This is a genomic window from Paraburkholderia sp. MM5496-R1 (assembly GCF_050436205.1).
Lineage (GTDB): Bacteria > Pseudomonadota > Gammaproteobacteria > Burkholderiales > Burkholderiaceae > Paraburkholderia > Paraburkholderia tuberum.
This window is the reverse complement of sequence record NZ_JBNDLT010000001.1, coordinates 1,082,739-1,105,557: the sequence shown is the minus strand read 5'-3', so window position 1 is coordinate 1,105,557 and position 22,819 is coordinate 1,082,739. Positions and strand designations below refer to the sequence as shown.

General features: G+C 60.3%; 17 protein-coding genes. 3 read left to right on the top strand and 14 right to left on the bottom strand.

What is annotated here, in order from left to right:
* Positions 1-310 precede the first annotated feature (310 nt).
* Both OKW38_RS05425 and OKW38_RS05420 read right to left on the bottom strand, forming a co-directional pair.
* Positions 311-841: a YMGG-like glycine zipper-containing protein gene (locus OKW38_RS05425; RefSeq protein ID WP_429360705.1), complete on the bottom strand. Its 531-nt coding sequence runs from the start codon at positions 839-841 to the stop codon at positions 311-313.
* 666 nt (positions 842-1,507) lie between these two features.
* The gene (locus OKW38_RS05420) at positions 1,508-1,807 is read right to left on the bottom strand and encodes a DUF4148 domain-containing protein (protein WP_409340123.1); all 300 of its coding nucleotides are present in this window, start codon (positions 1,805-1,807) and stop codon (positions 1,508-1,510) included.
* Between the two features lie 502 nt (positions 1,808-2,309).
* Here OKW38_RS05420 and OKW38_RS05415 point away from each other — a divergent pair.
* Positions 2,310-2,687: a hypothetical protein gene (locus OKW38_RS05415; protein ID WP_429332531.1), complete on the top strand. Its 378-nt coding sequence runs from the start codon at positions 2,310-2,312 to the stop codon at positions 2,685-2,687.
* A 67-nt stretch (positions 2,688-2,754) separates the two neighbouring features.
* Here the strand turns inward: OKW38_RS05415 and OKW38_RS05410 are convergent, their stop codons facing one another.
* Positions 2,755-5,307 (bottom strand): DUF3772 domain-containing protein, encoded by a 2,553-nt coding sequence (locus OKW38_RS05410; RefSeq protein WP_429360340.1) that lies wholly within the window; start codon positions 5,305-5,307, stop codon positions 2,755-2,757.
* Between the two features lie 388 nt (positions 5,308-5,695).
* Here OKW38_RS05410 and OKW38_RS05405 point away from each other — a divergent pair, with 388 nt between their 5' ends.
* Positions 5,696-6,445, top strand: coding sequence for a hypothetical protein (locus tag OKW38_RS05405; RefSeq protein WP_429360338.1), 750 nt, complete (start codon positions 5,696-5,698; stop codon positions 6,443-6,445).
* A 276-nt stretch (positions 6,446-6,721) separates the two neighbouring features.
* Here the strand turns inward: OKW38_RS05405 and OKW38_RS05400 are convergent, their stop codons facing one another.
* Positions 6,722-9,073: a DUF3141 domain-containing protein gene (locus OKW38_RS05400; protein WP_429360336.1), complete on the bottom strand. Its 2,352-nt coding sequence runs from the start codon at positions 9,071-9,073 to the stop codon at positions 6,722-6,724.
* A 95-nt stretch (positions 9,074-9,168) separates the two neighbouring features.
* Here OKW38_RS05400 and OKW38_RS05395 point away from each other — a divergent pair, with 95 nt between their 5' ends.
* A complete protein-coding gene (locus OKW38_RS05395; protein ID WP_429360334.1) occupies positions 9,169-9,372 on the top strand; it encodes a hypothetical protein in 204 nt (67 codons plus the stop codon).
* Here the strand turns inward: OKW38_RS05395 and OKW38_RS05390 are convergent.
* From OKW38_RS05390 to OKW38_RS05345, 10 genes are all read right to left on the bottom strand, one after another.
* Positions 9,369-10,286, bottom strand: a complete 918-nt coding sequence (locus OKW38_RS05390; protein ID WP_090811762.1) for a LysR family transcriptional regulator — start codon at positions 10,284-10,286, stop codon at positions 9,369-9,371. The genes OKW38_RS05395 and OKW38_RS05390 overlap by 4 nt on opposite strands.
* Positions 10,287-10,516: 230 nt before the next feature.
* On the bottom strand, positions 10,517-10,879 hold the full coding sequence (locus OKW38_RS05385) for a DUF3331 domain-containing protein (RefSeq protein WP_429360703.1): 363 nt from the start codon (positions 10,877-10,879) through the stop codon (positions 10,517-10,519).
* A 167-nt stretch (positions 10,880-11,046) separates the two neighbouring features.
* The gene (locus OKW38_RS05380; RefSeq protein WP_429360701.1) at positions 11,047-11,880 is read right to left on the bottom strand and encodes a MinD/ParA family ATP-binding protein; all 834 of its coding nucleotides are present in this window, start codon (positions 11,878-11,880) and stop codon (positions 11,047-11,049) included.
* Between the two features lie 585 nt (positions 11,881-12,465).
* Positions 12,466-13,131, bottom strand: coding sequence for a TetR/AcrR family transcriptional regulator (locus OKW38_RS05375; RefSeq protein WP_429360332.1), 666 nt, complete (start codon positions 13,129-13,131; stop codon positions 12,466-12,468).
* Positions 13,132-13,383: 252 nt separating this feature from the next.
* Positions 13,384-14,247: a 4Fe-4S dicluster domain-containing protein gene (locus OKW38_RS05370; protein WP_429360330.1), complete on the bottom strand. Its 864-nt coding sequence runs from the start codon at positions 14,245-14,247 to the stop codon at positions 13,384-13,386.
* A 10-nt stretch (positions 14,248-14,257) separates the two neighbouring features.
* Positions 14,258-17,236 (bottom strand): molybdopterin-dependent oxidoreductase, encoded by a 2,979-nt coding sequence (locus OKW38_RS05365; RefSeq protein WP_090811770.1) that lies wholly within the window; start codon positions 17,234-17,236, stop codon positions 14,258-14,260.
* 143 nt (positions 17,237-17,379) lie between these two features.
* Positions 17,380-18,102, bottom strand: a complete 723-nt coding sequence (locus OKW38_RS05360) for an OmpW/AlkL family protein (protein ID WP_187613638.1) — start codon at positions 18,100-18,102, stop codon at positions 17,380-17,382.
* Positions 18,103-18,767: 665 nt separating this feature from the next.
* Entirely contained in the window at positions 18,768-20,744 is a 1,977-nt protein-coding gene (locus OKW38_RS05355) for an acyl-CoA synthetase (protein WP_429360328.1), read from the bottom strand.
* Positions 20,741-21,697: a fumarylacetoacetate hydrolase family protein gene (locus OKW38_RS05350; RefSeq protein ID WP_429332538.1), complete on the bottom strand. Its 957-nt coding sequence runs from the start codon at positions 21,695-21,697 to the stop codon at positions 20,741-20,743. Before OKW38_RS05350 ends, OKW38_RS05355 begins: the two co-directional genes overlap by 4 nt.
* 35 nt (positions 21,698-21,732) lie before the next feature.
* Positions 21,733-22,803, bottom strand: a complete 1,071-nt coding sequence (locus OKW38_RS05345; protein ID WP_090811779.1) for a VOC family protein — start codon at positions 22,801-22,803, stop codon at positions 21,733-21,735.
* Positions 22,804-22,819 lie beyond the last annotated feature (16 nt).

The following is a 22,819-nucleotide window of genomic DNA, read 5'->3' as shown; positions in this document are numbered from 1 at the left end:
TACCGGCCACCACGGCCGGTAGGAAAAGTGCAGGATTATGCGAACCGTTGCAACCCGGTTCGTCTCGCGCGATCCCGCCTGCAAAATGGCGGTAGCGGTCTTAAACCACAACAGGCGACCGCGGCGTGAACGACGGCCCTGCCCTTCTGCCGTGTCAGACCGACTCTGGTTGAGCGGAAAGCTCGTACTGCAAGAGTCGTCGTACAGGATGAGAGAACAACTGTCGGCTTTTCCACAGGCCAGCTGACGGGAGTAAGCGCTCAAGCGCTCGCTCCCCGTCGACAACGCGAGCGTGGTCGGCGTGCCTGGTTCAGTAACCTGGCGGAGGCGCCGTATCGTAGGCCGGCGGCGGAGGCGTCGCTTCGTCGTGCGTCCGATACACATTGGCGGCGCTGCGCGGGACCGGCACACGCTCGCCATTTGCGTACATGCACTGAACGTACGCCTGGTCGTAGCGGTGTTGAAGGCTGGCGGCCGAGCTTTGCGCCATGCCGGCGCCGATCATGCTGCCGCCGAGCAGACCTGCGCCTGCGCCGACCGCTGCGCCGCGGCGGCCGTTGAACGCCGCACCGGCCGCCGCGCCGAGCGCGGTACCGACGGCCATACCGCCCAGGGCGCCCGTCGCTGTGGCCTGTTGGGTGCTCACGCCGCCGGTCTGCTGGGAAGCAAATTGCTGGCATGTCGCGTCGTCGGCGCGGAATTGATCGAAGGACTTGCCGGTGCCGGGCAGGGCCATCACTGTGGGACCCATCGGCATGCTTGCACAGCCGTCGAGCGCGATGATGCAGCTCAGGCTGGCCGCGGCGGTGACTAGCGCGGATACGCCCCGTTTCGTTCGCATTGCCAGAGAAAGAGAATTCATTTTGCTCATGTCATTTCGGCCCGGTTGGCCTCACCGGCACTTCCACCCAGCCGCTCGAACACCCCTTCACGTACGGGTAATACTTTTTTGTCACCGGGCAATACCACCAGGTACCCGACGGCGGACTCGTCTGCGTTTTTTCGACGTAGACGGTGGTCGGGGTTGGCTGGACCGACTGGACGACGAGTGGGGCGGGCGCAGCGTAGACGACGGCGGGGGGCGCCATGATTATGGGGGGCGGGATGCCCACAAGGACACCGACTCTCACATGCGCTTGCGCGGTGCTATTCAGGCATACGGCCGTAGTCGCGATCAGCGCAAGCAAAACTATCCTGGATCTCACAAACTTTCTCCTATTCGATGAAGCGGGCCTGCCGCGACCCGGCGCAAAACGGTAAGGCCATGGCGCAAAAAACCGAACGGGTTCAACCTGGCGAATTCCGCTGCGCGACAAAAAAGGGATCTCGTTGGTGCTGGTTGAAGTGAATCCCGCGTGGCCGAACCTGGTGATTCCGGGGCCGGCCGACCCCGAATGCAGATTCCCGAGATCTACGCCTTGCGCTGAACCTCGCGTCCGGAGGGGGTACGCCGACGTCGCTATGGAAAGCCAGACAAGGCTGCGGCTTGCCCCGTCGTGATGTCCAATCAACTTTCGTTGTAGATAGAACGATACGAGGCCAACTGAGCCATTGCCGGTACCCCCGAAACTGCGGAGCCCAATTTCACGCCACCGTGCCCACTGAACGCCTGCTGTTGAGCCGCCACGCTCGCCAGAGCCGCGTGGATGTTCGCCGGATAGTGTGCGTCACCGTTGGGGTGGTCAGAGCCCGCTAGCTGCAGTCGGATGACTTCTTCGTGCACTAGCTCACGCGTCAGAGGACCGTTGCCCTGAGCAGAGGTGCCCGTGGGGAGAGCGATGACTGACACGACAGTGAGAACGGGCATGAACGCTTTAGCCATGATGAAGCTTCCAGTCTCGAGCGCCAGGAACAACAGGCGCTGGGTTAGCGAAACAACGACCAGGCAAGGTCCTTGAAGCCCGTGTGCCCGTTCCGTTGAGGTCCGTCATCTTCTTATCGTTTAATTAGAAATAGCTCTCTTCAATACATTGTTTCCGTGCTTGCAACGTCGAGAGGCATCTATCCGCGCGCAGCGGTCGCGAAACGACAGGGCAGGTCAACGATTCGCGAGCCACCCAACCTCCATGTTCATGAAATGGCAACTCACAATTGCGCGCGTCGAATAACGACGCGCTGTCGTTATACTGCAACCCACATCTGACGCAGCATGTGCTCGGTTTTGCGGTGGATACCGGCTCCGTTATTTACACTGATGCACTGATTGGTATAGGTCCGGCAGCAATCGACACTCACGCTCCCGGTCGCGCCACCGATGCCGTCGGCGCAAAAGCAGCCGCTATTCTTCCTTTAACCCATAGGAGTCTTTAATGCAAAAGTGGTTTGCCGCGCTGCTGATTTCATTCGCGGCGAGTTCGCATGCAGCCGGCGATTCCTCGATGAACGCAACGGTTGAAAACGTCGCAGGTACGAATCAGGTCGGCGGCTTCGTCGCGCTACGGTCAGCGGACAGCAAGTGCCGTTATTACGGTGTACTGCAGCAGACTGCTCGTGCGCCGCGTGGCATGGCAGAGCGCATCGCTGCACTGACCCAGGACGGAAAAGTCTATGACTGGATGACAGTTATCAGTTACTCGGAATGCCTGCAAGCGAACGGAACCTACACCAAGAAACGCGTTTCGCTGGATTCGCCCGGCGGAAAGCGGTTCCGCGTGGGCGATAGCGTAGAGCTGCGAGCACCGGTGTAACGAGGGCCAGCGCGCCACCGATAACGGCTTTTACCAGTCCCATGAGCGCGAGAAATCACTTCGATGACTATCTATTCTCGCTGATTGCAGACAGGACACGGAGCTCTACCGGACCGGAATTGCGATCGGTGGCTTCCTGGTTCGAGATGATATCGCTCGTACTTCGGACCACAACGGTTCGAGAGATCGACAGCGGTATTTCTGCAGCACGTAGTCGCTTCAGGATTGCAAATAGCAGATCGCTTCTGGTATCCCCGGCGATTCTCGGGCTACCGACATAGCCGGTAACAGTCAAGGTCATACCGTCAGGCGTCAACTGGCTAAAGATCACCGATGGCGCGGGACGATCGAGAACCGATGGGTGATCCAGGTAAGCTTGCAGAAGAACATCGCGCACCTGCTCCGGATCGACGTCCAGCGCAAAAGTAAGGGCCAGTGTGACAACTCCCTGCGTTTTGTTTCCCATTGTCACGTTGCGCACATTCTGAGAAATCAGGTGCGAATTCGGAACGATCACCGTTGATCTGTCTGCGAGCTGTATTTCGGTCGCACGTACACTGATGCGCCGGATATCGCCTTCAATGCCGGTGATACTGATCATGTCGCCTACTTTGACCGGCCGTTCAGCAAGCAATATCAGCCCGGAAATGAAGTTTTTAACGATTTCCTGCAGACCAAAGCCGATGCCTACCGACAGCGCGCTGACGATCCACGCCAGGTTATGCCATTTCACGCCGAGTACGGACAAGGTTTGCAGCGCGACGAGGACATAGCAGACGTTGGCGAAGACCGTCACCAGCGACGCGCGCATACCCGAACTCATTTGCGTCTTGGGCAGAAACTCGGCGTCCAGCCATTTGCGCATGAGCCCAACCAGATACAGGCACACTGCACAGGTAAAGATAGCGCTGAAGATATGGGCGGGAACGATATTGAGCGCATGTAATCGCTCGCCACCGAGTACGTCGAGAATGCTATCGACCAGATCTCGGGGCGTTGTCCCGAGGCCGCCCGTTAGCAGTGCGATGACTGCGGCGAGCATCAATGCGCTGCGAAGAATGGCGGAGAGTACCGTTGCCACCTGTTCGAGATGAACGTCTTGCAGCCCGAATAGATGCCTGATTGTTTTGCCGCTGGCGTGGCATGGCGAAAATACGGTTTCGCAAACATCATGAGCGAGCTTCGTCAGCAGATAAACGCTGCTCAGTACGAGATCGAACCAGACCAGTTCGTAAGTCAGGAACCGCGCGAACGAAACATAACCACAGAGCAATGCAATCAGAGAAGCTCCGACGGCAAGGCTGACGGCGGCATGAATAATGCCAGCGAGGGTAGAACGCGCCTCAGGCGATTCTCGGGCAGCGGCGAGCGCAGTGAGTACCCGATTTGCGCGTAAAAGCGACATCCCGATGGTCACAGCGACCACCAACGCCACCACGCCGCGAGTAAAGAGCGTAAGTTGCACGCTGGTATCGACGGCCCGGTTGATCTGCTCGATGGCTCCTGAAAACAGCAGCAGTGCGGCCAGTGTCCGTGGAAAAGGGCGTAGCGCGCGAGCGACGGGATCCGCGATGGCCGGCAACCGCCATGACGGATGTCGTGTGCAAAGCAATGCCCGGCCGAGAGCAGCAACCAGCGCGCAGGTCACAACATGTTTGATGATTTCGCTGGCGAAGCCTTGCAGCGCAGGAGGCAGCGCCTGCTGACGGGTCAACGCGAAGTAGAGCAGATCAACGGCACATATGGTGGTCACCAAAGACGCGAACACGGTCGAGATCGCCATCGCGCTGCGCCGTATCCGGCCTTCCGGAAGGCGGCGTAGGCAGAACCGCTCTGATGCTCTGTCAAGAAGCCGCGTTCCAATCGTTGCAACGGCCAGGGCGAGCAGCACAAGCAGGGCGGTTGCAACCCGCTGCCCCGGTTGCCATGTCGTTTGAATCTGCCTGTCGATCTGCGCCTTGAAGTCTCGCAGACGTTGATAGTCAGCCGTGTCCGGGTGGAGCGCCGACGCCCAGAACGCGGCGCTGACTACGCTGTCGGAGCGAAGGGCCAGTTGATCTTTCAGATGGTTTTGCAGCAGTCGCGTGATCTGGGCGCTCAGGTTGGCAAGGTTCTCCTTGATCGTTGCCGCCTGCTTGAGTTCGGCATCGAGTTGCAATTGCTGAGCAGCGAGAACGCTGCGCTGTTCGGCGACCGCGGGAGTTTCCGCGGCGGATTCGGAAGCGGGTGCTGTTCCGAGTACGTCGAGCTGGGCATGCGTTTTCGCGCGATCGGGCTCCAGCGACGTGGTGATCAGCCTGTCGACGTCTTCGGCGACGCGCCGGCTCAATGCGTCCAGCTCGGACAACTGCGCGTCGCTTGTTGCCGTCGAAGCACGCTGCCGGATCTGGTCCTGTTTTTCCTGAAGCGCACCGAGCCTTGGTAATGCCTCGGAGCCCGCGCCCATGGATGGCGAAGAATCAGCAGGAGCATCTATGCTAAGGGGTGGCAGCGTCGCTGCGTTGGAGGCAACCGGAATCAGGCTGAACATCGTCAGCGCGATAAGGTGAAAAATGACTGCAACTATTTGTCGCGCGGCGCAAGCGCGGCGAAGAGTATGCATTTGAGAGATCTGGCTCATGCACGCGATACCTAGGTAAGCGGTGTTGCATTCGGTCGCGGCCGGGCGTGAAATGAGGGAGCCGCACTGCGGTAGGAGAGGAAGCTAATGAATCATACATGATTATCATATCATATATGATCGATACGGCAAATATGAAAGGTGGTGCACGGTCAGCGCGTGGCCCGCTGATGTGCGATGGCGGCCGCTTGAGCATCGGCGTGCGCTATCCAGTTTGTGCGAGAAACGTTCGGTATAGTGGGACGTTGAAAGATGGAAGCTGCTCTTGGATGCTTTTTACAAGGCTTCCCGCGATATCGGGCTCCCGACTAATTGGCATCTATCAAACCATCGTTTCCTGGACTCACCGGTAGGCGCGCAGGCAACGCGGTAATGGAGGAGCATCGACATGGAACAGAGCAACGCATTGCCGGATTCGATCCGGGCAGCGATTGAGGCGCACGGCGGTGCAGCGCGATGGGCCGAACTGGCGGAGATCGAGGCGACGGTTTCCGCCTGCGGCCTTCTGTTCACCGCAAAGCGACGGCCAATACTGCGACAGGTGCAGGTTCGCGCGTCGACACACGAGCCTCGTTTCGCTTTCAACGATTTTCCGCAGGTTGGCGAAACGAGTGAACTTCAAGGAGAAGAACTTGTTCGCGTCGTCGGGCGAGACGGGGCTATCCTGGCTCGCCGCGACGGACCGCGAACAGCATTTCGTGGCTGGCGACGGCAAATCTACTGGGACGACCTCGACTTTGTCTATTTCGGCGCCTACGCGTTCTGGAACTATCTGACAGCACCTTTCTTATTCTTGCGCGGCGGCTTTACGTTCAAAGAACTTCCGCCACTGGCGACTTCGGCCGGGATATGGCGAAGAATCCGGGCGACCTTTCCCAGCGACATTCCAACGCACAGCCGGGTCCAGGATTTCTATTTCGATAGACAACATCGCCTTTGCAGGATCGATTACACCGCCATGGTTATCGGACGCTGGGCGCGGGCCGCTCACATCTGCGAGGACTTTCGCGAATTCGATGGATTCCTGGTACCGACTCGCAGGACGGTAAAGCCGCTGCCGGTTGGCAATGCTCCATTGCCAGCTCCGACTCTCGTCGCGATCGAGGTCCACGATTTTCGACCAAGGCCTTCCGATTGACGCCAGTTCAATCGGCCGCTGCGACTGACGAAGCAAGGCGGCCTCGGTCAGTTGTTCGAGGTTGTGAAGGCACTTGCATGCTGACTTCGACTCGACATCGAGGTTGCCCTCGCCGGGCGCCCGGCGCGTGCGCTGTCGTGACGGGAATGACGGTTTTCGGAAACTCGCGATGGTAGCTTTGGGGCGGCGCTGCCTGAACGCGAAAGGGATCTGCCTCGTGGTACTTGACGTGTCTGGATTCCATGGCGGGTTCCCTCACTGACGGGTTGGCGGCACTCACGAAGCCGTGGCCCGAACGCGCGGTGCGCGGGCCTTTTGGGGCTGCGACTCGAGCGCGGTTGTCGCGCCGAGCACTGACCGGATGGCGCGCAGCGCCTCTTCCTGCGCGGGTGTCGGCGGGATGCGCAGCACCCGCCGGTCGGCCAGCAGCTTGTCGAGCAAGGTCAGGAGCCGGTTTCGGTCTTCCGGGCTGGCGAGCAGATCGGGCAACGTCTGGATAGCCTGTTGCGGCTCAAAAGTCGCGATGAGTTCCTGCTCCCCGCGAATGCGCCGCCAGTCGGCAGGAGGCAAATGCGGCAGGTCGTCGGCATATTCATCGACCAGTTGCTTGACTGTCTCGATGCGCGATAGCGGCAGCGGCTCGCCCTTTGGCGCGAGCAGGAACGCGGTGCGCGCGACCGCCTCGTTGTAGCCGCCCTGCCTCAGCGAGGCGAGCGCCGCCTGGACGAACGGCAGGCTGCGAGGATCGGCGGCGGCGGACGTGCCGGCGCCATGCTCGCCGAGGCGGTCCGGGTCGTACATTGCGAAAAGATTCGCGTAGATAGAGAAGAACAGTGCTTCGATGCTGGCGTCTCTTACCGCCCGGAACTGGTCGAGCGAGGCGCTGATCAGTTCTGAGCCGCGCTGCTCCACCTTGCGCCACGGTTCGAGGTCGCTCGAGGGCTGCCGGCTGGCTTTGACAGCATCGGCCATCGGACGCAGCGCGGCCACCCACGGATTCAGGTCCGAGAATGCCCAGCGCTGCAGACGCAACGGATGAAAATCGCGCAGCAACCGCGCGGTCATCTCGTTCGACGCATGCTGCACGAAGGGTTGAACGAACAGCTCGTAGGCTCGCTGGTTGAACTCCGACACCACCGCCACGGCCTTGAACGGCTTTTCGTCCTCGCGCCGCAACTCGTTGAAATGCTCGACGGCTTCTTCCAGCCGGTGTTCGGTGAGCGAGACCTCGTATTCCGTTTTGCCGTCTGCGCCCTTTCCCTCCTTGATCGACATGCCGTAGAGGCCCGGCGCGAGCGTCTCGATTGTCTCCAGCACGTTGAAGATTTGCGTGTATTCCTTCTTCGCCACCTTGCCGGAAACAAAGATGCCGAGATGGCCGACGTCCTCGTGCATCAGGGCGACGATGACCTGGCCGCGCGCCTTGATCTCCTCGGTGCTGCTGTATATGTCAGCGACCCAGTTGAACGCCTGTTGCGGCGGCGTGATGTTGTCGCCCATCGATGCGAAAAGGATGATGGGCGAGCGGATGGCACGCAGATCGAAGGATTTGCCCGACGGGCCGGACACTTCGCCGGACCACAGCTTGTTGCCGATGAAGAGGTTACGGGTGATCCACTCGATCTCTTCCCGGTTCATCAGGTAGTAGCTGCCCCACCACCGCTCGAACTCGATAAAGCGCGCCGGTTCGGTATCGATGTTGGCGAACACGTTGTAGTACTTGTCCCAGAACGTGTTGGCGGGGTTCAAATACTCGAAGTTGTTCACGAGATGCGCGCCGTCGAACTTGCCGTTGCCAAGATCGGCCGCCAGGGACGAGAGCCACGTGCCACCCAGAATGCCTCCGGCATAACGCATTGGATTGGGCACCTCGCTCTCGCTCCACGCCCCGCTCCAGTAAGACATGGGCGCGCCGTTGACCAGGATGGGACCGGTGTCTTCCGGCGACGAACTGGCAAGCATCATCGCGGCCCAGCCGCCCTGGCAATTTCCGACGATCGCGGGCTTTGGGCTGTCGGAATGCAGTTCGCGCACCTTCCGTACGAACTGCTGCTCGGCCGCGCACACGTCGAGCAGGGTCTGGCCGGGCTCTGGCTCCTGGGAGAACACGACGAAATAGACGGGATGACCGGCGCGCAGGGCAACGCCGACCTGCGAATCGTCCTTGAAGCCCCCGATGCCGGGACCGTGCCCGGCGCGCGGATCGATGATCAGATACGGGCGCTTCTTCACGTCGACCACGACACCCTCCGGCGGCCGTATCGACAGCAGAGCGTAGTTGACGGGCCGCTCGAAGTGCCTCGCGTCGAGCACCATGTCATAGTCGAAATGCAACGCCGGCTTGATCCCGGCCTTGTGGCGCTCGATGAACTCGTTGCCGCGTTGACGCAAGGCATCCCAGAACAGGACGGAGCGCTGCGCGAAATCGGCCGTATAGTGCCAGGCACCCCATGGTGTGAACTGCGCCAGGTTGGGAATAGTGAGAGCGGACGTACCGTCGCCCCCCTTGATTGCGTCGCTCGTCCTCTGCCCGAACCGTTGCCGGGCCTCTTCCAGGCGATTGTGCAACAGCCGCAGGATTTTCAATGCGATCTCGTGATTGCGTGTCAGTTGGGTAACCTGGTCCATCTCATGAATCTCCTTAAGCGAAGCGACTTAACCCGGCACAACTGCTCATTCCGTTGCCTGGTTGCAGAGAAGCTTGCATCGTCGAGGAATTGGGCGTGCGCGAAGCGCTGGATGCGCGCCGCATCCGCCCGGTGCGCATCGCGCTGCAGAACCAGCGCGATGACCTGCTCGCGTTCGCCGGCGTGCTCGATGAGAAGCTCGCCGCGATCGCGCAGCGCGCCAACGTCCCGGATGAGCTCGTGCGCGCCGCGTGTGTGCTGCGTCGCAAGCCGCGGACTTCACCCGCGTGCGCCACCTAACCAGCAGCGGACGGTCCCATGCCCTGTTCGAAGAACTCCGCGGTATGGTCGATAAACGCCCTGACTTTCGCGGGCAACAGTGCGCGTCCGATGTATGCCAGGCGGACCTCGGCCGCAGTATCGGCGATCTCGAAGTCTTCCAGCAGACGAACGAGCCGTCCGGCCTTTATGTCCTGCTCAACAAGGGCGAGTGGAAGCAGACCAACACCGAATCCTTCGAGTACGATGTCGCGATTGAATATGGGATTGTTCGACGCAATTTCGTAGCTGATCGGGACCGCGATGTTTTCCTGTTCCATTCGAAAGGTGACGCAGGGTTTGTGCATCGAAGGAGGGACCGTGACGAACACATGGTCGGCCAGCTCAGCCGGATGCCGGGGCCGAGGACGCCTGCCCAGATAAGCTTCCGTTGTGACAACGACCAGCGGCAACCGCTGGAGCAGCCGCGTCACAGCCAGATCCGTCGCCAGCATGAAAGGCAGGACGATACCCAGATCGTAACCGTCGGCCGTCAGGTCCACGGGCCGCTCGGTCAATGTGATATCCAGGGTGACGTTCGGATGCTTGCGTTTAAAGGACGCAATCAGCGGTGCGAGCCACGTCAATGCGGTGGTCGTATGTGCGACCAGTCGCAGCATGCCCGCCGGCACTCGACCGTGGCCCGCCGCACTGGCTTCCAGGCAATCGAGGTCATCCAGGATGCGACAACATCCATCGTAAAAACGCTCCGCGGCTTCCGTCAGCGAAAACTGTCGGGTCGAGCGATGGAAGAGTCGCGTGCCCAGGCGCTCTTCCAGCGATGCGATCGCCCGCGAAACGACCGATGGAGAGAGATCCATCATTTCCCCGGCACGTCTGAAGTGTTTGACTTCGACGATACTCCGGAACAGGCGCAAGCTTTCAATGTATTCCATGGTTAACGTCCCATCTGCTATCTGACGACTTGTGTAGATATCCTTTGGATATCAGTCCTGTTCGTGGACCTGTACCGCACCGCACGCTGTGGAACATAGTCCAATGCCGTGCAACCGCGACCAGGGGTACTGTCCGGTCACGCCTCGCGCGCGTGGATGCGCCTGGTGTCACTGCCGCACATGAAAGCGCTGAGCATTCTGCCGTAAAGACACCAGAGAACCGAATCGCATCAGATCGGCTGTTCTATCAGGCTAACGCTTCTCGCACAGATCATTGCGTGAGCATTAGCCGGTGTGGGCCCAGTGAGGCGCGGCCTGTAGATGGCATCTCCGACTTCGATTAGCCGACCGGTCAGCGCACAGATGCCTGGCACCCGCGCGGCGCCTCCGCACCATGTCTGGTATCCATAGTGTCCGGAGCGCGCATCGCACCATGAAACGATCAGTGTTTGCGCGGTCGGTTGGTCGAGTACCCGTATGATTGGCTTACCGGTCGAAGCGATCGACTGTCGAACAGAGGAACCGTTCAAGGCAGATCCGTGCGCAGTGGCTCGTTCGTTAAGTTTCCAATCGCCAAGCCTTGTGACGGTCATACTCCACGGATCAACAGCGCGATTCATCACCTGGCTCCCTCTGTGCAAGCTCGAACGCTTGCGCTTCGCGTGAGCGCTGCCCACCATAGCTGCTCTCTTGCGTCGAAAATTACCGGTCCGATTGCGTCGGCAAGTCCCCCGGGTCGGGGAGATCGTTCTTCGAGGCTTTACCGGTATGCTGCTGCCGCGCCCAAAGTCCTATGCGTGCGCTGCCCCCGTGCCGCCATGTGCGTTGTCGCAGGTAGCAGCCAGGACGCTGCGGGCCGCCTCGACCAGGACTGCATATCGGCAGCAACGCGTGCAAAATCGCTCGCCGCCGGGGACCCAGGAAATGCATCGACGACACAGCGCGAAAGCTCTGCCGCTTGCGCGATACACGGATCGATCGAGATGCAGCCTGCCTTGAGAACCGAGACAGCCAGATAATCGCGGGCAATGGCTCCGAGACTTTCCAGCAGCGCGTGAGTGTCCGCTTCACCATCGAACAGATTCACAATGATGCGGAATTCCTCGATGCCCTGTGCGAGACGCAGGCGCTTCATGCAAACGTAAGTGTCTGCTACTGCAGCGGCCGACAGGTGCATGACGACGATGACGTGGTGGGCTTGCAACGCAAGTGGTGAAAACGCGCCGTTGCCAGCAAGCGCGGCATCAATCAGCACGATGTTCGGCGGGCTCGTGAGCACCGCGTCGTACTGCAGTGCAGCGAAGTTTTCGTGATCCGTATGGCCGGTGCCAGTCGAGTGGAACTGACGTCGACCACGGTCAACGGCCAGCACGCGCGGCAAGTTGCGATGGATCGCGGGAGCGAACACGCCTGCGGCGTGAATGTCTTGAAGCATTGTGCTCGCCGACCGCGCGCCAGGACATTCGTCCACCACCAGCACGTCCATACCCTGTCTGGTCAGCGCCATCGCGAGGTTGACAACGGCAGCCGTACGGCCGACTCCTTTCGAGCCGCCTGTGACAGCGACCACACGCGTAGCACTTTTGGCGAACATCTGGCGCAACCCGAGCGCCTGTCCGGAGACTATATCCTTCACTGATTCACCCACGTATCGAGACCTCCGCGCCCATCACGAGTAGCGTTGACGACCCGCGCGCCGTCAGTCATAACGACTTTCGGATCGCACGTTTCATCGACGCGTGGATTGTACGCTTTCACGTCACTACTGACAATGCAATCATATATGGTTTGCATGTCAGATATGAGTGACAGATGCAAAAAACACGAACGGCGGGTTGGCCCCGAACTCATCCGGTTCTTTCTTGCACGTCGGGAATTGAAATGCTGCGCGCTGCCTGAAAATGGAGGTAGCGGTACGTCTAGCCGGCTACAGCAAGGCTTGACGCCGTGCCTTTCGGGTCGTCTCGATCAACAGCCGATGGTGCTTGGGGTGCGCCAATGTGCTGTTGTGGCGAGCGGGGGTGGAGTGACACCTGTCGATGCCTCCGACTGATGCCCGCGGTAACTTATCGAGCGGTTGCGTCGCCTTGGCGACAACTCGGCGCCGCCATGCCGCGTTCACCCGGAAGGGGCTGCCGCGGGAATTGGGCTGTGCCAGTCCATTCAGTCATATGAGTCGCTACGGTGCGCCCATGGGTACGTCCGGGCGATGATTGTCGTAGTCTGTTTCTTCCGGCTGTCGCGACAACACGCACGAAAAAAATCCGGCAAGCACTGTCTGAAGCACCTTGTCGCTCACCGTTTGTGGACTGCACATCCTGAAGAACTGCACGCCCTCGCACAGGCTCACCAGGCCAACCGCGAGAGCCTCGGCCTGCAGGGGCAACGGCCTGCCGTTGCGCTCCGAAAGCATGCGGATGTACACGCTGATCTGTTCCAGCTTCTCCTGCCGGAAGGCGTTGATGCGCTCCCGAAACAGGGTGTCCCGGCACGCGAGCAACTGGGCCTCGACCCAAAGTGGAAAGCAATCGTGTTCAACAATAGATTGGCTGTAGTACGCGATGGCGCGGTCCTTCATTTCATCGGGCGTGCCGCCCTTCTCCATCATCGCCAGGAGATTCGTCCGCGCCCTATCGTCGTCGCGGCGCAACAACCTGATCAGCAGATCCGGCTTGCCGCCGAAGTTTGAGTAGAACGCGCCGCGCGTATAGCCAGCCGCCTCAGCGATGTCCTCCACGCTTGTCGCGGCGAATCCCTTTTTAACGAACATCTTCCGCGCGGCCTCAAGCAGGCATTCGCGCGTCTGCTCTCTGCGCTGTGCCCGTGTCAGGCGTTCCCGCTTCATGGCATAAAGTACCGGTCAGGCCGACATCTGCGGTGCCGCAGATCGGCATGCTTGTCAGATGACGGGTTTCGCAATGATCCGTCGACGCCCGATCAGGCCGTCTCGCGGTTTATTTGACATTAGACTCATATCTGATTTTGTTGTCAATAAAGTTGACGAAATCTGGCACGTGAGAGGAAATCGGAACCGTCATACCGAAGCGTGAGCGGTCCGCCCGTCTCATGCCAAGCAGCTTCGTTGCGGTGCCCATGATCACGCGACTTCCATACCGTTTGTCGACTGTGCGAGGCTGAGCTCCCCAAGGTAAACGCTTTCGCCCAATTCGCATTTGCGCCAGGCGCTGCCGAGGGCATGACGGATTTCGACTCTGTAAAGACCGCTTCCCTTGGTGAGACCACCGAAGCGGAAATCGCCGAAGCAGTCAGAGACAGTCTCCGCCACCTTCTGATTGCCGAGGTAAAGGGCTACGACCGCATCCGTGACGCACTCGACCACATCTCCCATCCGCGCGCTGACGCTTCCGCCGATGAAGCAGGTTTCCCAGCGCTCGAGGTCGCTGTACCACACGCGCGGTTTCGTGCCCAGGTTAGGCCGCAAGACCTTAAGCCCCTCGCGCTGGGCCTTCTCGGCCATCGCCGCGTCATCGAGCTTGACCGTCTCGAAGACGTCGGTGGGGCACGACTGCTGGCAACGCGGCTGGGGCCAGCCCTGGTCGAGTAGATGGGCATCGAAAATCCAGGTCTGCGGCAGTTGCAGCTCATCGTTCCAGACGATCGCCTTGTACGGGCAGGACTTCACGATGTCCTTGCGGCCTCGAGCCTTGTCCGGATCGATGATGACGACGCCGTCGGCGCGCTTGCGAATGGCGTCGCCGCCCACCCGCAAGCAAGGCGCTTCGTCGCAGTGGTTGCACATGACCGGCAGATACGTGGTCTCGACCATATGCGAGTCGCCCTGGACGCGGCGCAGGATCTGGATCGGGCTGTCGGCATTGGCGGCGGCGGGCGCGGCATAACCGGGGAAGTCGTTGCCGACATGCTCGTCCCGCGCGGCGATCACGCAGTTCTGGCAGTTCTCGCAACGCCCCACTTTGATAATCAGGTTCCACTTGCTCATTCGAAATTCCTCACGCGGCGCGACCGAGCATGAACGCTTCCGTGCCTTGCCACTTCTCGACCTGCACCAGGCAGGAATTTGGGCTCATGCTGCTCGTGCCGGCGGTTTGAGGCCGGTCAGGGGTGAGCATGTTCATGCAACCGCCAATCTCGACGCACTCACCGTCTATTTCGACCAGCTGAAATTCGGCGCTCGCCTCATACGACTTGACCACTCCCGCGCTAACCAGCGGCGAGACGTCGGCTGCGCAAATCACCGCGCCGCGGTCGTTGTACACCTTGACGAGATCGCGATGGTCAATGCCTCGAACGGCCGCATCGGTCGGACTAAGTCTCAGCAGCCAGAAGCGATGGCCACCAATCAGCGCGCGATGGTCATCGATGCTGTTGACCGAGGAGTTTTTGCCATCACAATGGGTATGGAAGCTGTAACGGCTGTGAGTGGCGATCAACTGCAGCGGATAACGCTGGGCCAGGTCCGAGCGCAGCCCCTCCCAGGACGGGATGTATCGGTTGAGCGGTGGTCGCTCGGGATTGTCCGCAGTGTGCCGCTTCAGCAACTCGGGCACGAACTCCAGCTTGCCGCTCGGCGTCTGCAGGCCCATGCCGAATTTTTCGGCGAACTGGGACGGCAGCGGATGGGGTTCCTGCAGGTCCTTGCGCCGGCCTTCCGCGAACCAGCGCATGTCCACCGGATGGCGCAACTCGGGCTTCTCGGGCGGCACGACGAAATAGCCCTTGCGGCAGAACTCGCGCCACGAAACGTGATCAGGCAGGTCCGACGAGTCGAAGACCCGCTTGACCCAGTCCAGTTCGCTGCATCCCTCGGTGAACACCCCGCCAAGGCCCAGCCGGGTCAGGATGGCGGCGAAGATGTCGTAGTCGGAACGGGACTCGCCCAAAGGCTCGATGCACTTGTGCTGCAGCGTCATCACGCGATGATTGACCGTGCTAAACCCATGATGGGCGTAGCCGCCGGAATTCGCCCATTCGCCGATGTCCCAGCGCTCCAGCGCGGTGCACGCAGGCAGGATGACGTCGGCGAACTGGGCCTCGCCCTCCATCCAGATCGACTGGTTGACCACGAACTCGATGCTCGGGTGCCGGTAGGCTTCAGCCCAGCGTCCGGAATTCGTCACTGTGCTGAAGGCGGACCCGCCGTAGCGGTAGATCATGTGGATCGGCGAATATCCGGGCATGGGGTAGCTGAACGGCGCGAACTGGGCTTCCTGGGACATGCCGTCCCAGAGGTAGCCCGTCGCATGGCCGTTGATGATGGCGTCGGGCAGTTGCTGCCGCGGGACCATTTGCTTGACCGGATTCATGGACAGAATGTGCGGCATGCGCTGGTAATTGTTCACCGCATTGGCGGTCCACGCCAGGTCGCCGGATATGCCGCCGTCCGCGTAGCCGGGAAAATAGAAATGGAGGTCGTGGGGCACCCCGGCTTCAAGGCAGCCGAAATTGACCCCCGGCTTACCCCAGCCCTGCATCGCCATCATCATGATCATGCAGCGCGCCCATTGCGCTCCGGTCGCACCGCGGCCCGCGCCGCCGAATCCCGCGCCGGTCATCCCGACCGCGAGATGGACCTTTCTGTTCCCCCATCGGCGCGCAAGCGCACGGACGTCCTTGGCGGGCACGCCCGTTTCGCCCTCCTGCCACTCGGGCGTCTTGGGAACGCCGTCGGATTCGCCCAGAAGATAGGCCCTCCACTCGTCGAACCCGGTCGTGCGGGTGGCGATGTAATCCTCGTCGTACAAGCCCTCCACGGCCCACACGTACATGATGGCGGTGGCGAGAGCAGCATCGGTTTGCGGTCGGACCGGAATCCAGCGCCCGCCCAGCAACTGCGCGGTCGGGTTGCAGTGCGGGTCGATATGAACGAACTCAATGCCGAGTTCCTTGGCCCACAGGCGCCGCGGAGTCCCCTCGAATCCCGCATAGGCCCCGTTGGTACTTTCGGGGTCGCAGGACCAGAACACGATCATGTCGGCTTCCTTCAGGCAATCCTCGACGCCACCATAGCCGGATGGCACGCCGACGCGCATCGAGTTGCCGAAATGATGCATGGCACCCCAGTACCAGCCTTCCCAGCTATCCGGATTGGCCGCGACCCGGGTAAAGCCGATCAGGTTGGCAAAGCGCGTCAGCGCGCTGAGGTAGTAACCCACGTTGCCCCACTGGTGATGGGACGACATCGGGAAGGTGATGGAACCGGGACCGTGAACGCGCTTCTGCCGGTTGATTTCCCTGGCGACAATGTCCAGGGCCTCGTCCCAACTGATACGCACATAGCCGGATTTGCCCCGGTTCTGGGGATTGCGTTCGCCGTCAGGGTCGAAGTCGACCCGCTTCATGGGATGAAGGATGCGCTTGTCGGAATAGACCAGCGACTTGAGCGTCAACGCGTGGGGCGCGACCAGGCCACGCCGTGGCGGGCTGAAACGGCGGCCGCGCGCCTCGATCACATAACTTGGCGCATCCGTGCTGTCCAGCTCGATGGGCGTCACCCGAACGACGCGGCCATCCTTGACGTAGACGAACAGAGGCCCGCCGTTGGTGCAGGTGGTGAAGCGGCGGGTGCCGTCGCGCAAAGGCGTGCCCATCGGCAGGCCGACGGTCCGCATCATGCTCAGGGTCTGCATGAGCCAAACCAGCAGTTCGTCCTCGCCCTCGGTGACCACCTTGAAGTTCTTGGCAGCGTGGATGATTTCGCCCTGGTCCTGATTGGGAGAAAGAAACTTCAGGGCGGTGGCGACATCCTTGAAGACCATGCGCACGTCGGGCCGCGGATGCCTGCCGGCGCTGGACCGAACACGTCCGTTCTTTAACCTGATGACGCGACCGATGCTTTGATCCGCGAGTCCGATCCAGGCCACGAGATCGCGCTCCTTCAGGCGATCACGATAAGCGGGAAAGCGGCGTGCCGTCAGGTCAAGAACCTTGGGCAAAGCAAAAAGAATAGTCTTGAGGACCTGTCGTTTCATTATTCGATCCAAAGGGAAGCGGGGTGCGCTAGCGGTGGCATGACGTCGCGGACCGCAGCCAGGCCCGGGGCGCGAAAAATAACGTAGTCGATGTCTTCGATGGGCATTCAAATCTCGATCGGTGCATTAACGAGTCGTACGCGCTAGAACGTGTAGGCGACGTTCAGGAAGACGCTCAGGGGATCGAGCCGGAGCGTCGATTTGGAAACGATCTGCGTTCCAGTCGCGGTGTGTCCGTCTAACGTAAGGTTGGTCTTCACCGGCATATAGTTCACAGAGGTTCCGACAGACCAGTGTTTTGTAATGGCGTAACTTGCCCCGATCTCGAATACCGGATTCCACGATGAACTGAGTGTTGCGTGTGCCGAACCACCTGGACCAACGCTATCAGTGACAAACTGGCTATTGGTTGTCCGAACCTGGGTGAACCACGTATAGTTCACACCCAAACCGATGAATGGACGGAATTTCGAGCCGGCCGAAAACAGGTGGTATCGAAGTTCGATGGCGGGCGGCATTGGCCTCGTCGAGCCGAGGTTGCCATACTTCTCCAGCGTCCCATCGCCAACCAGATTTACTGTCAATGGCAGTCCCAGAAGCATCGCGACGCCAATGTTGTCCGTGACGTAGTACTCGGTGGTAATTCCCACCGTATTCGTTGACGTCGCATGCGCCCCGCTACCGGCTAGTTGGCGATTCACCGTTTCGCCGCCAATACTCTCCACAATGAGTGGCGTTGCGTCGCCCTGTGGCGCGATGTGAAGCCATCCTGTGGACAGCGTAATGCTTCCCGCTGACTGGGCGTTTGCATTGTCGGTCAGCGCAGCCGAGCAGAGGCAAGCCGCCATGCCGGCAGAGCTGATCATTCGTCTGTAATTCCTCACGTGTCTTCTCCTGTCTTGTTGCCCGGGCATTTTTGTGAACCCGTGGTGCTTCCTGTGGAACCGATGCGGCGCTCCGTCTGGGGTCGTTGCGTCGTTCCTCATAGGCTTCGACCGCTTATCAGGTCCGCCGGTTATGTCTGATTAGGTCGTTTTACTAAATGACATGAAACAGGCACGAATGTTTAGAACACCGCTACTGCCTCGTACACGTTATGTGGAAATACGCTTTCGCGTTATCCTTATCACCCTTTCTATTCTTCGTACCTCCTGGTGTCGAGACTTTAAACCGTCCAATTATTCGTTCTCTGCCTTTGGAATAGTTGCTGGTACAGCATGCCTCCATCGCCCAGCACGCTAGTAAGCGCGCATCGCCAAACGTTCAGTCTCGGGCGGGAATACGCACCACGCACCGTCGCGGTGCCGGAAGAAAAATAACCCAACCGGCCCTGTCGGCAGCAGTAGCTCGATACGCACATAGGGTCTCTGGTTTGTGCCCGCACGACCGAACCGGGTAATCCGAACCGCAGTCCCCGATATTGGCCCAAGCCATTTTTCAACAAGCGAACGCAAGGACCTTTCTGAAGCAGTATTCATCCTCTTTCCTCTAAACCGACGCGAGCGTTTAACTCTCTATCGCCGCTGGTACATCAACATTGCTCGCTCCGCGATGGCCTCGCGGCAACCGAAAGCGAAAATGCGAACGGAAAGCGCCCGAGCGCGGAAGTCGCCAATGCTTCGAGCGCGGGGTCGGGAAGTTCGACGTGAAGCGAAAGCCCGCGCGAAGTATCTTCAATGATCCTAACGGTTGCTCCCTCGACGCCAGCCTCCACGAGTGCCGACTGTAACGCGTCTACCGTTTCGCGCTGTTTCAGCCCCGGCTTGAAAATCTTGCCCACGCCTGTCAACGGCATCGCATCCAGGATTCTGATCCGTTTAGGCAGTGCCGCGCGCTCGCCTATCTCGAGTCGCACGAACTCGGCGAGTTCGTCCTCAGTCGCGGTTGCACCCGGTTTGAGCTGGACATAGGCAATCGGCAACTCCCCGGCGTGTGCATCGGGACGACCGACCGCCGCCGCGATCTTGACGGCGGGATGGCGATAGAGCGGTTCCTCGATCGCTGCCGGATCGATGTTGTGACCGCCACGAATGATCACTTCCTTTTTTCGACCAGTAAGCCAGAAATAACCATCGACATCGCATCGACCGAGGTCGCCGGTATTGAGCCAGCACCTGCCATCGCCGAGGTCCAGCCACAGTCCCTTGTTCTGCTCGGGCACGATATACCCGAGGAAAATGTTCGGGCCGGAAATAGTCAGCAGGCCGACCTCATCGATCTCGCAATCCCGTACATATCGCCCGTCAGCGTCGACGATGACGGCTTTCATCGCCTGGCCCGGAATGCGCAGCCCGATTGAGCCCAGCCTGCGCTGCCCCAGCGGCGGGTTGACGCTGCTCACGCAGGTCCCCTCGGTCAGGCCATAGCCCTCGAGAATCCGGATGCGCGTCCTTTCCTGAAAGGTCCGGAAAACTTCGACCGGCATGGGAGCCGCACCGCACAGTCCGTACTCCAGCGAACTCACATCGTGCTCGCCGACAGGAATATCGAGTAACGCCGCATAAAGCGTCGGGACACCGCTGAAGAAATTGATGCGGTGATGCTCGACGATTTCCCAGAAACGTTTGACAACGCCATCGCCCCGATAGCCTTGTGGCGTGCCGAGCACGACCTGGGCGCCTTTGGAAAAAGGCAGGAGACCCGTTGCCATGACGGCATTCACGTGGAAGAGTGGCAGTCCGCAGAAAAGCGTCTTGCCTGGCCCGACGCTGTCGCCGAAGAATTGACCCGTGCTCCAGGCATTCGCCACCTCATTGCCGTGGCGGCGCATCGCAATTTTCGGCAGGCCGGTCGTCCCGCCCGTACAGAAGTACGACGACACGTCGTCGGCGCCAATGTGCCGCGCGCCTTGAAGTGCCGTTCCCGACTCCTGCGCGATGGCAACGCCGAAGTCGTGGATCTCGATATGCGCAGGAACCGCGCCCCGCACGCCGCCCTCGCCGTGCAGCCTTGAACACTCGTTACGCTGCAGCATCCGCGTCGCGGACTGTTTTGAACCCGTCACACGTTCGGCCGGATTCACGAGCACCAGATCCTTCAGCGAAGAAACCTTGTGCAGCACCGCTTGTACCTTTTGCCAAAGATCAGTTCCGGGAAACGGCGCCAGCGTTACCAGCACGCTGGCGCCTGCAGCGTTGAGGAGTTGGCCGATGGCTTCCTGCTCAAGCAATGGATTGATCGCGCAGACAATTCCGGCGGCCTCCCCACCCCAGATCACGAAGTGCGTTTCAGGGAGGTTGGGCAGAACATATGCGACGACTGAGTCGCGTTGTACTCCGAGGCGCGAGAACATGTTCGCGGTGCGCGTGATATCTCGGACGAGTTCACTATACGTCCAGCACTCGGCGTTCCGATAGTCGTCGGCCGTTGCAAAGAACGAAAGTGCCGGTGCCGATGGATTAATCGCCGCGCCCCGGCAGATCATCTCGTAGGTGCTCGACGGGAGATCCGCCGGCAGCCCTTGCGTTTCGATGGCAAGGACTTCGTCTACGTTTGCGATGCCTTTCATGCTGCCTCTTCCACAACGACGTTATGCTGCACGCCCAGATTGATCGAGCGATCGTGGCTGACGATATGCGCCTCCACGACGTCCCCCACCTTCAGGTACTGCGGCCTGTCCGCCTGCATCTTCAGGAAAAGACGCCATTTTTCCGCTTCAGGCAGCTGCGCCGCGGCGCGTTGCTTTTCGGGCGATGGAATGCTCAGTGCACAGCCAGATGGCGTGCCCGTCGCGAGCAGGTCACCGATGCGCAGATCATGCACGCCGGAAAGCTCCGTCAAGGTCTCTGCCGGCCCATAGACGAGACCCGCAGTCGTGTCGTTCTGGCGGACGGTTCCATTGACCGTCAGTGTCAGCACGAGCTCCTTCAACTTCGGAATATCATGTTTCTCAAGGAGGCAAAGGTAAGGGCCGACAGGGCCAAACGTGCGGTAGCTCTTGCCCTTGTAGAACTGCATCTGCGGAATCTGGATATCACGCGCGGAGTAGTCGTTGACGATCACGGCGCCGGCAATGTACTCATGCAGGTTCTCGTCGGTGACCGTTTCGCGGGAGGTGACGTCGCGTTTGAGCACAAGACCGAGTTCGATCTCGTAGTCGAGGAACTGCACCTCCCTGGGCTTCACGAGGGGCGAGTCGGCAGGAACGATGCAGCTCGTCGCCTTCGTGAAGATCATGTTGAATTTCTTCACGTCCGGGTCCACGCCCGAGTCGATCATATGCTGGCGATAATTCGCGCCCTGGCAGATGAACTGCTGGTTGGCGGTCACGGGCGACAACCATTGCACATCCGATTCGGGAATCGGAGAACCGTCCAGTACCGCCAGCCGTTCGACGGGATTGGCTTCAATAAACTCGGCGGTCGACTTGAATTCGCCATGAATCGGCGTGATGGCGCCATTGGCGACTACGCCCCACTGGGCGCGGCCATCATGAAGGTAATGCAGAACGTGAAGTGCCATTTATCGATCTCCGGATTCTATGAAAGTGGGGTGGTTCAGGCGAAAAGCTTCGCCAACGTGCGCAGCTTGCTCAACGTCAGGTCGGGGCTGCGGCGCAGGTTTCTGAAAAGTGCCACGACGCTCGCGGGTGTGAACCTGGGCTTCGTGAAGCTGCGTGGCATCGTCGGTCCCCATTGCGCCATCGCTTCGCGGCTCACGGCATGGACACCCGTCGGCGCGTCCGCCGTAAAGAGGTCGCCGTCGCAATAGTGCTCGTGCTTGTCGCCCCATGGGTCTTGCCAGTAGTCGAACACCTGGCTGCCCAGGATATGTCGGCCGATCCCCCATGCATGCGTCCAGCCTTTGTCGCGCAGAATGCGCTGGCCCATGCCGACCGCGTCGGCGTCGACGACTTCGTACGCGCTATGGCTGTAGGTGGGCACGAAGCCTTGTGCAAGCGCGAGCGTATGGTGATCGGCTGGCTTGTCGCCGAGATCGAGCCGCATGAACGCGACGGCGGGCGAACCATCGGGAAGCACCTGCACATCGCTGGGGATGAAGCCGAAATGCCGCGTATACCACGCGCAGGTTTCCTGATAGTCAACGAGTTCGAGCACGACGTGTCCGAGCCGGATAATTTCCGGCGCGCCTTCGGGCGGTCGCTGCGTGCCGTTGATCCGGACCGTCGCATCCACGGAGTTGAACGGCAAGGGTGGCCGATGAGACAACGTCGAAGCTGGCTGCTGGCCCCATATCGCGTCGACGCGAAAGCCTGAAGGATCGGTCAGCCGTACCGTATAGCCGCCGCCGGGCAGGGGCGAGCGTTCGACGTCCGAGGCGCCCGGCAGTTTTGCAAGTGCATCAAGCTCGGCCCTGTTGTCGACCTGTAGCCCAAAACCAACGAACCGGGATTTCGAGGCCTTCCGGACGACATAGCAGAAGTGTGAAGCACCCGTTCCCCGCAGCAGCAGGAGCGCTTCACCGCGCGATACCGTTCGGAGCCCGAAGTCATTGAGAAATTGCTCGGCTTTCTCGAGATCCGGCCGGTCGAATATCAGATAGGCCAATGCCGACGCTTTCGTCGTAGGATCGGGGTGACGGGCTGGTTGTACAGTGGTCAGGTTCATGGCGATAAGAAATCAC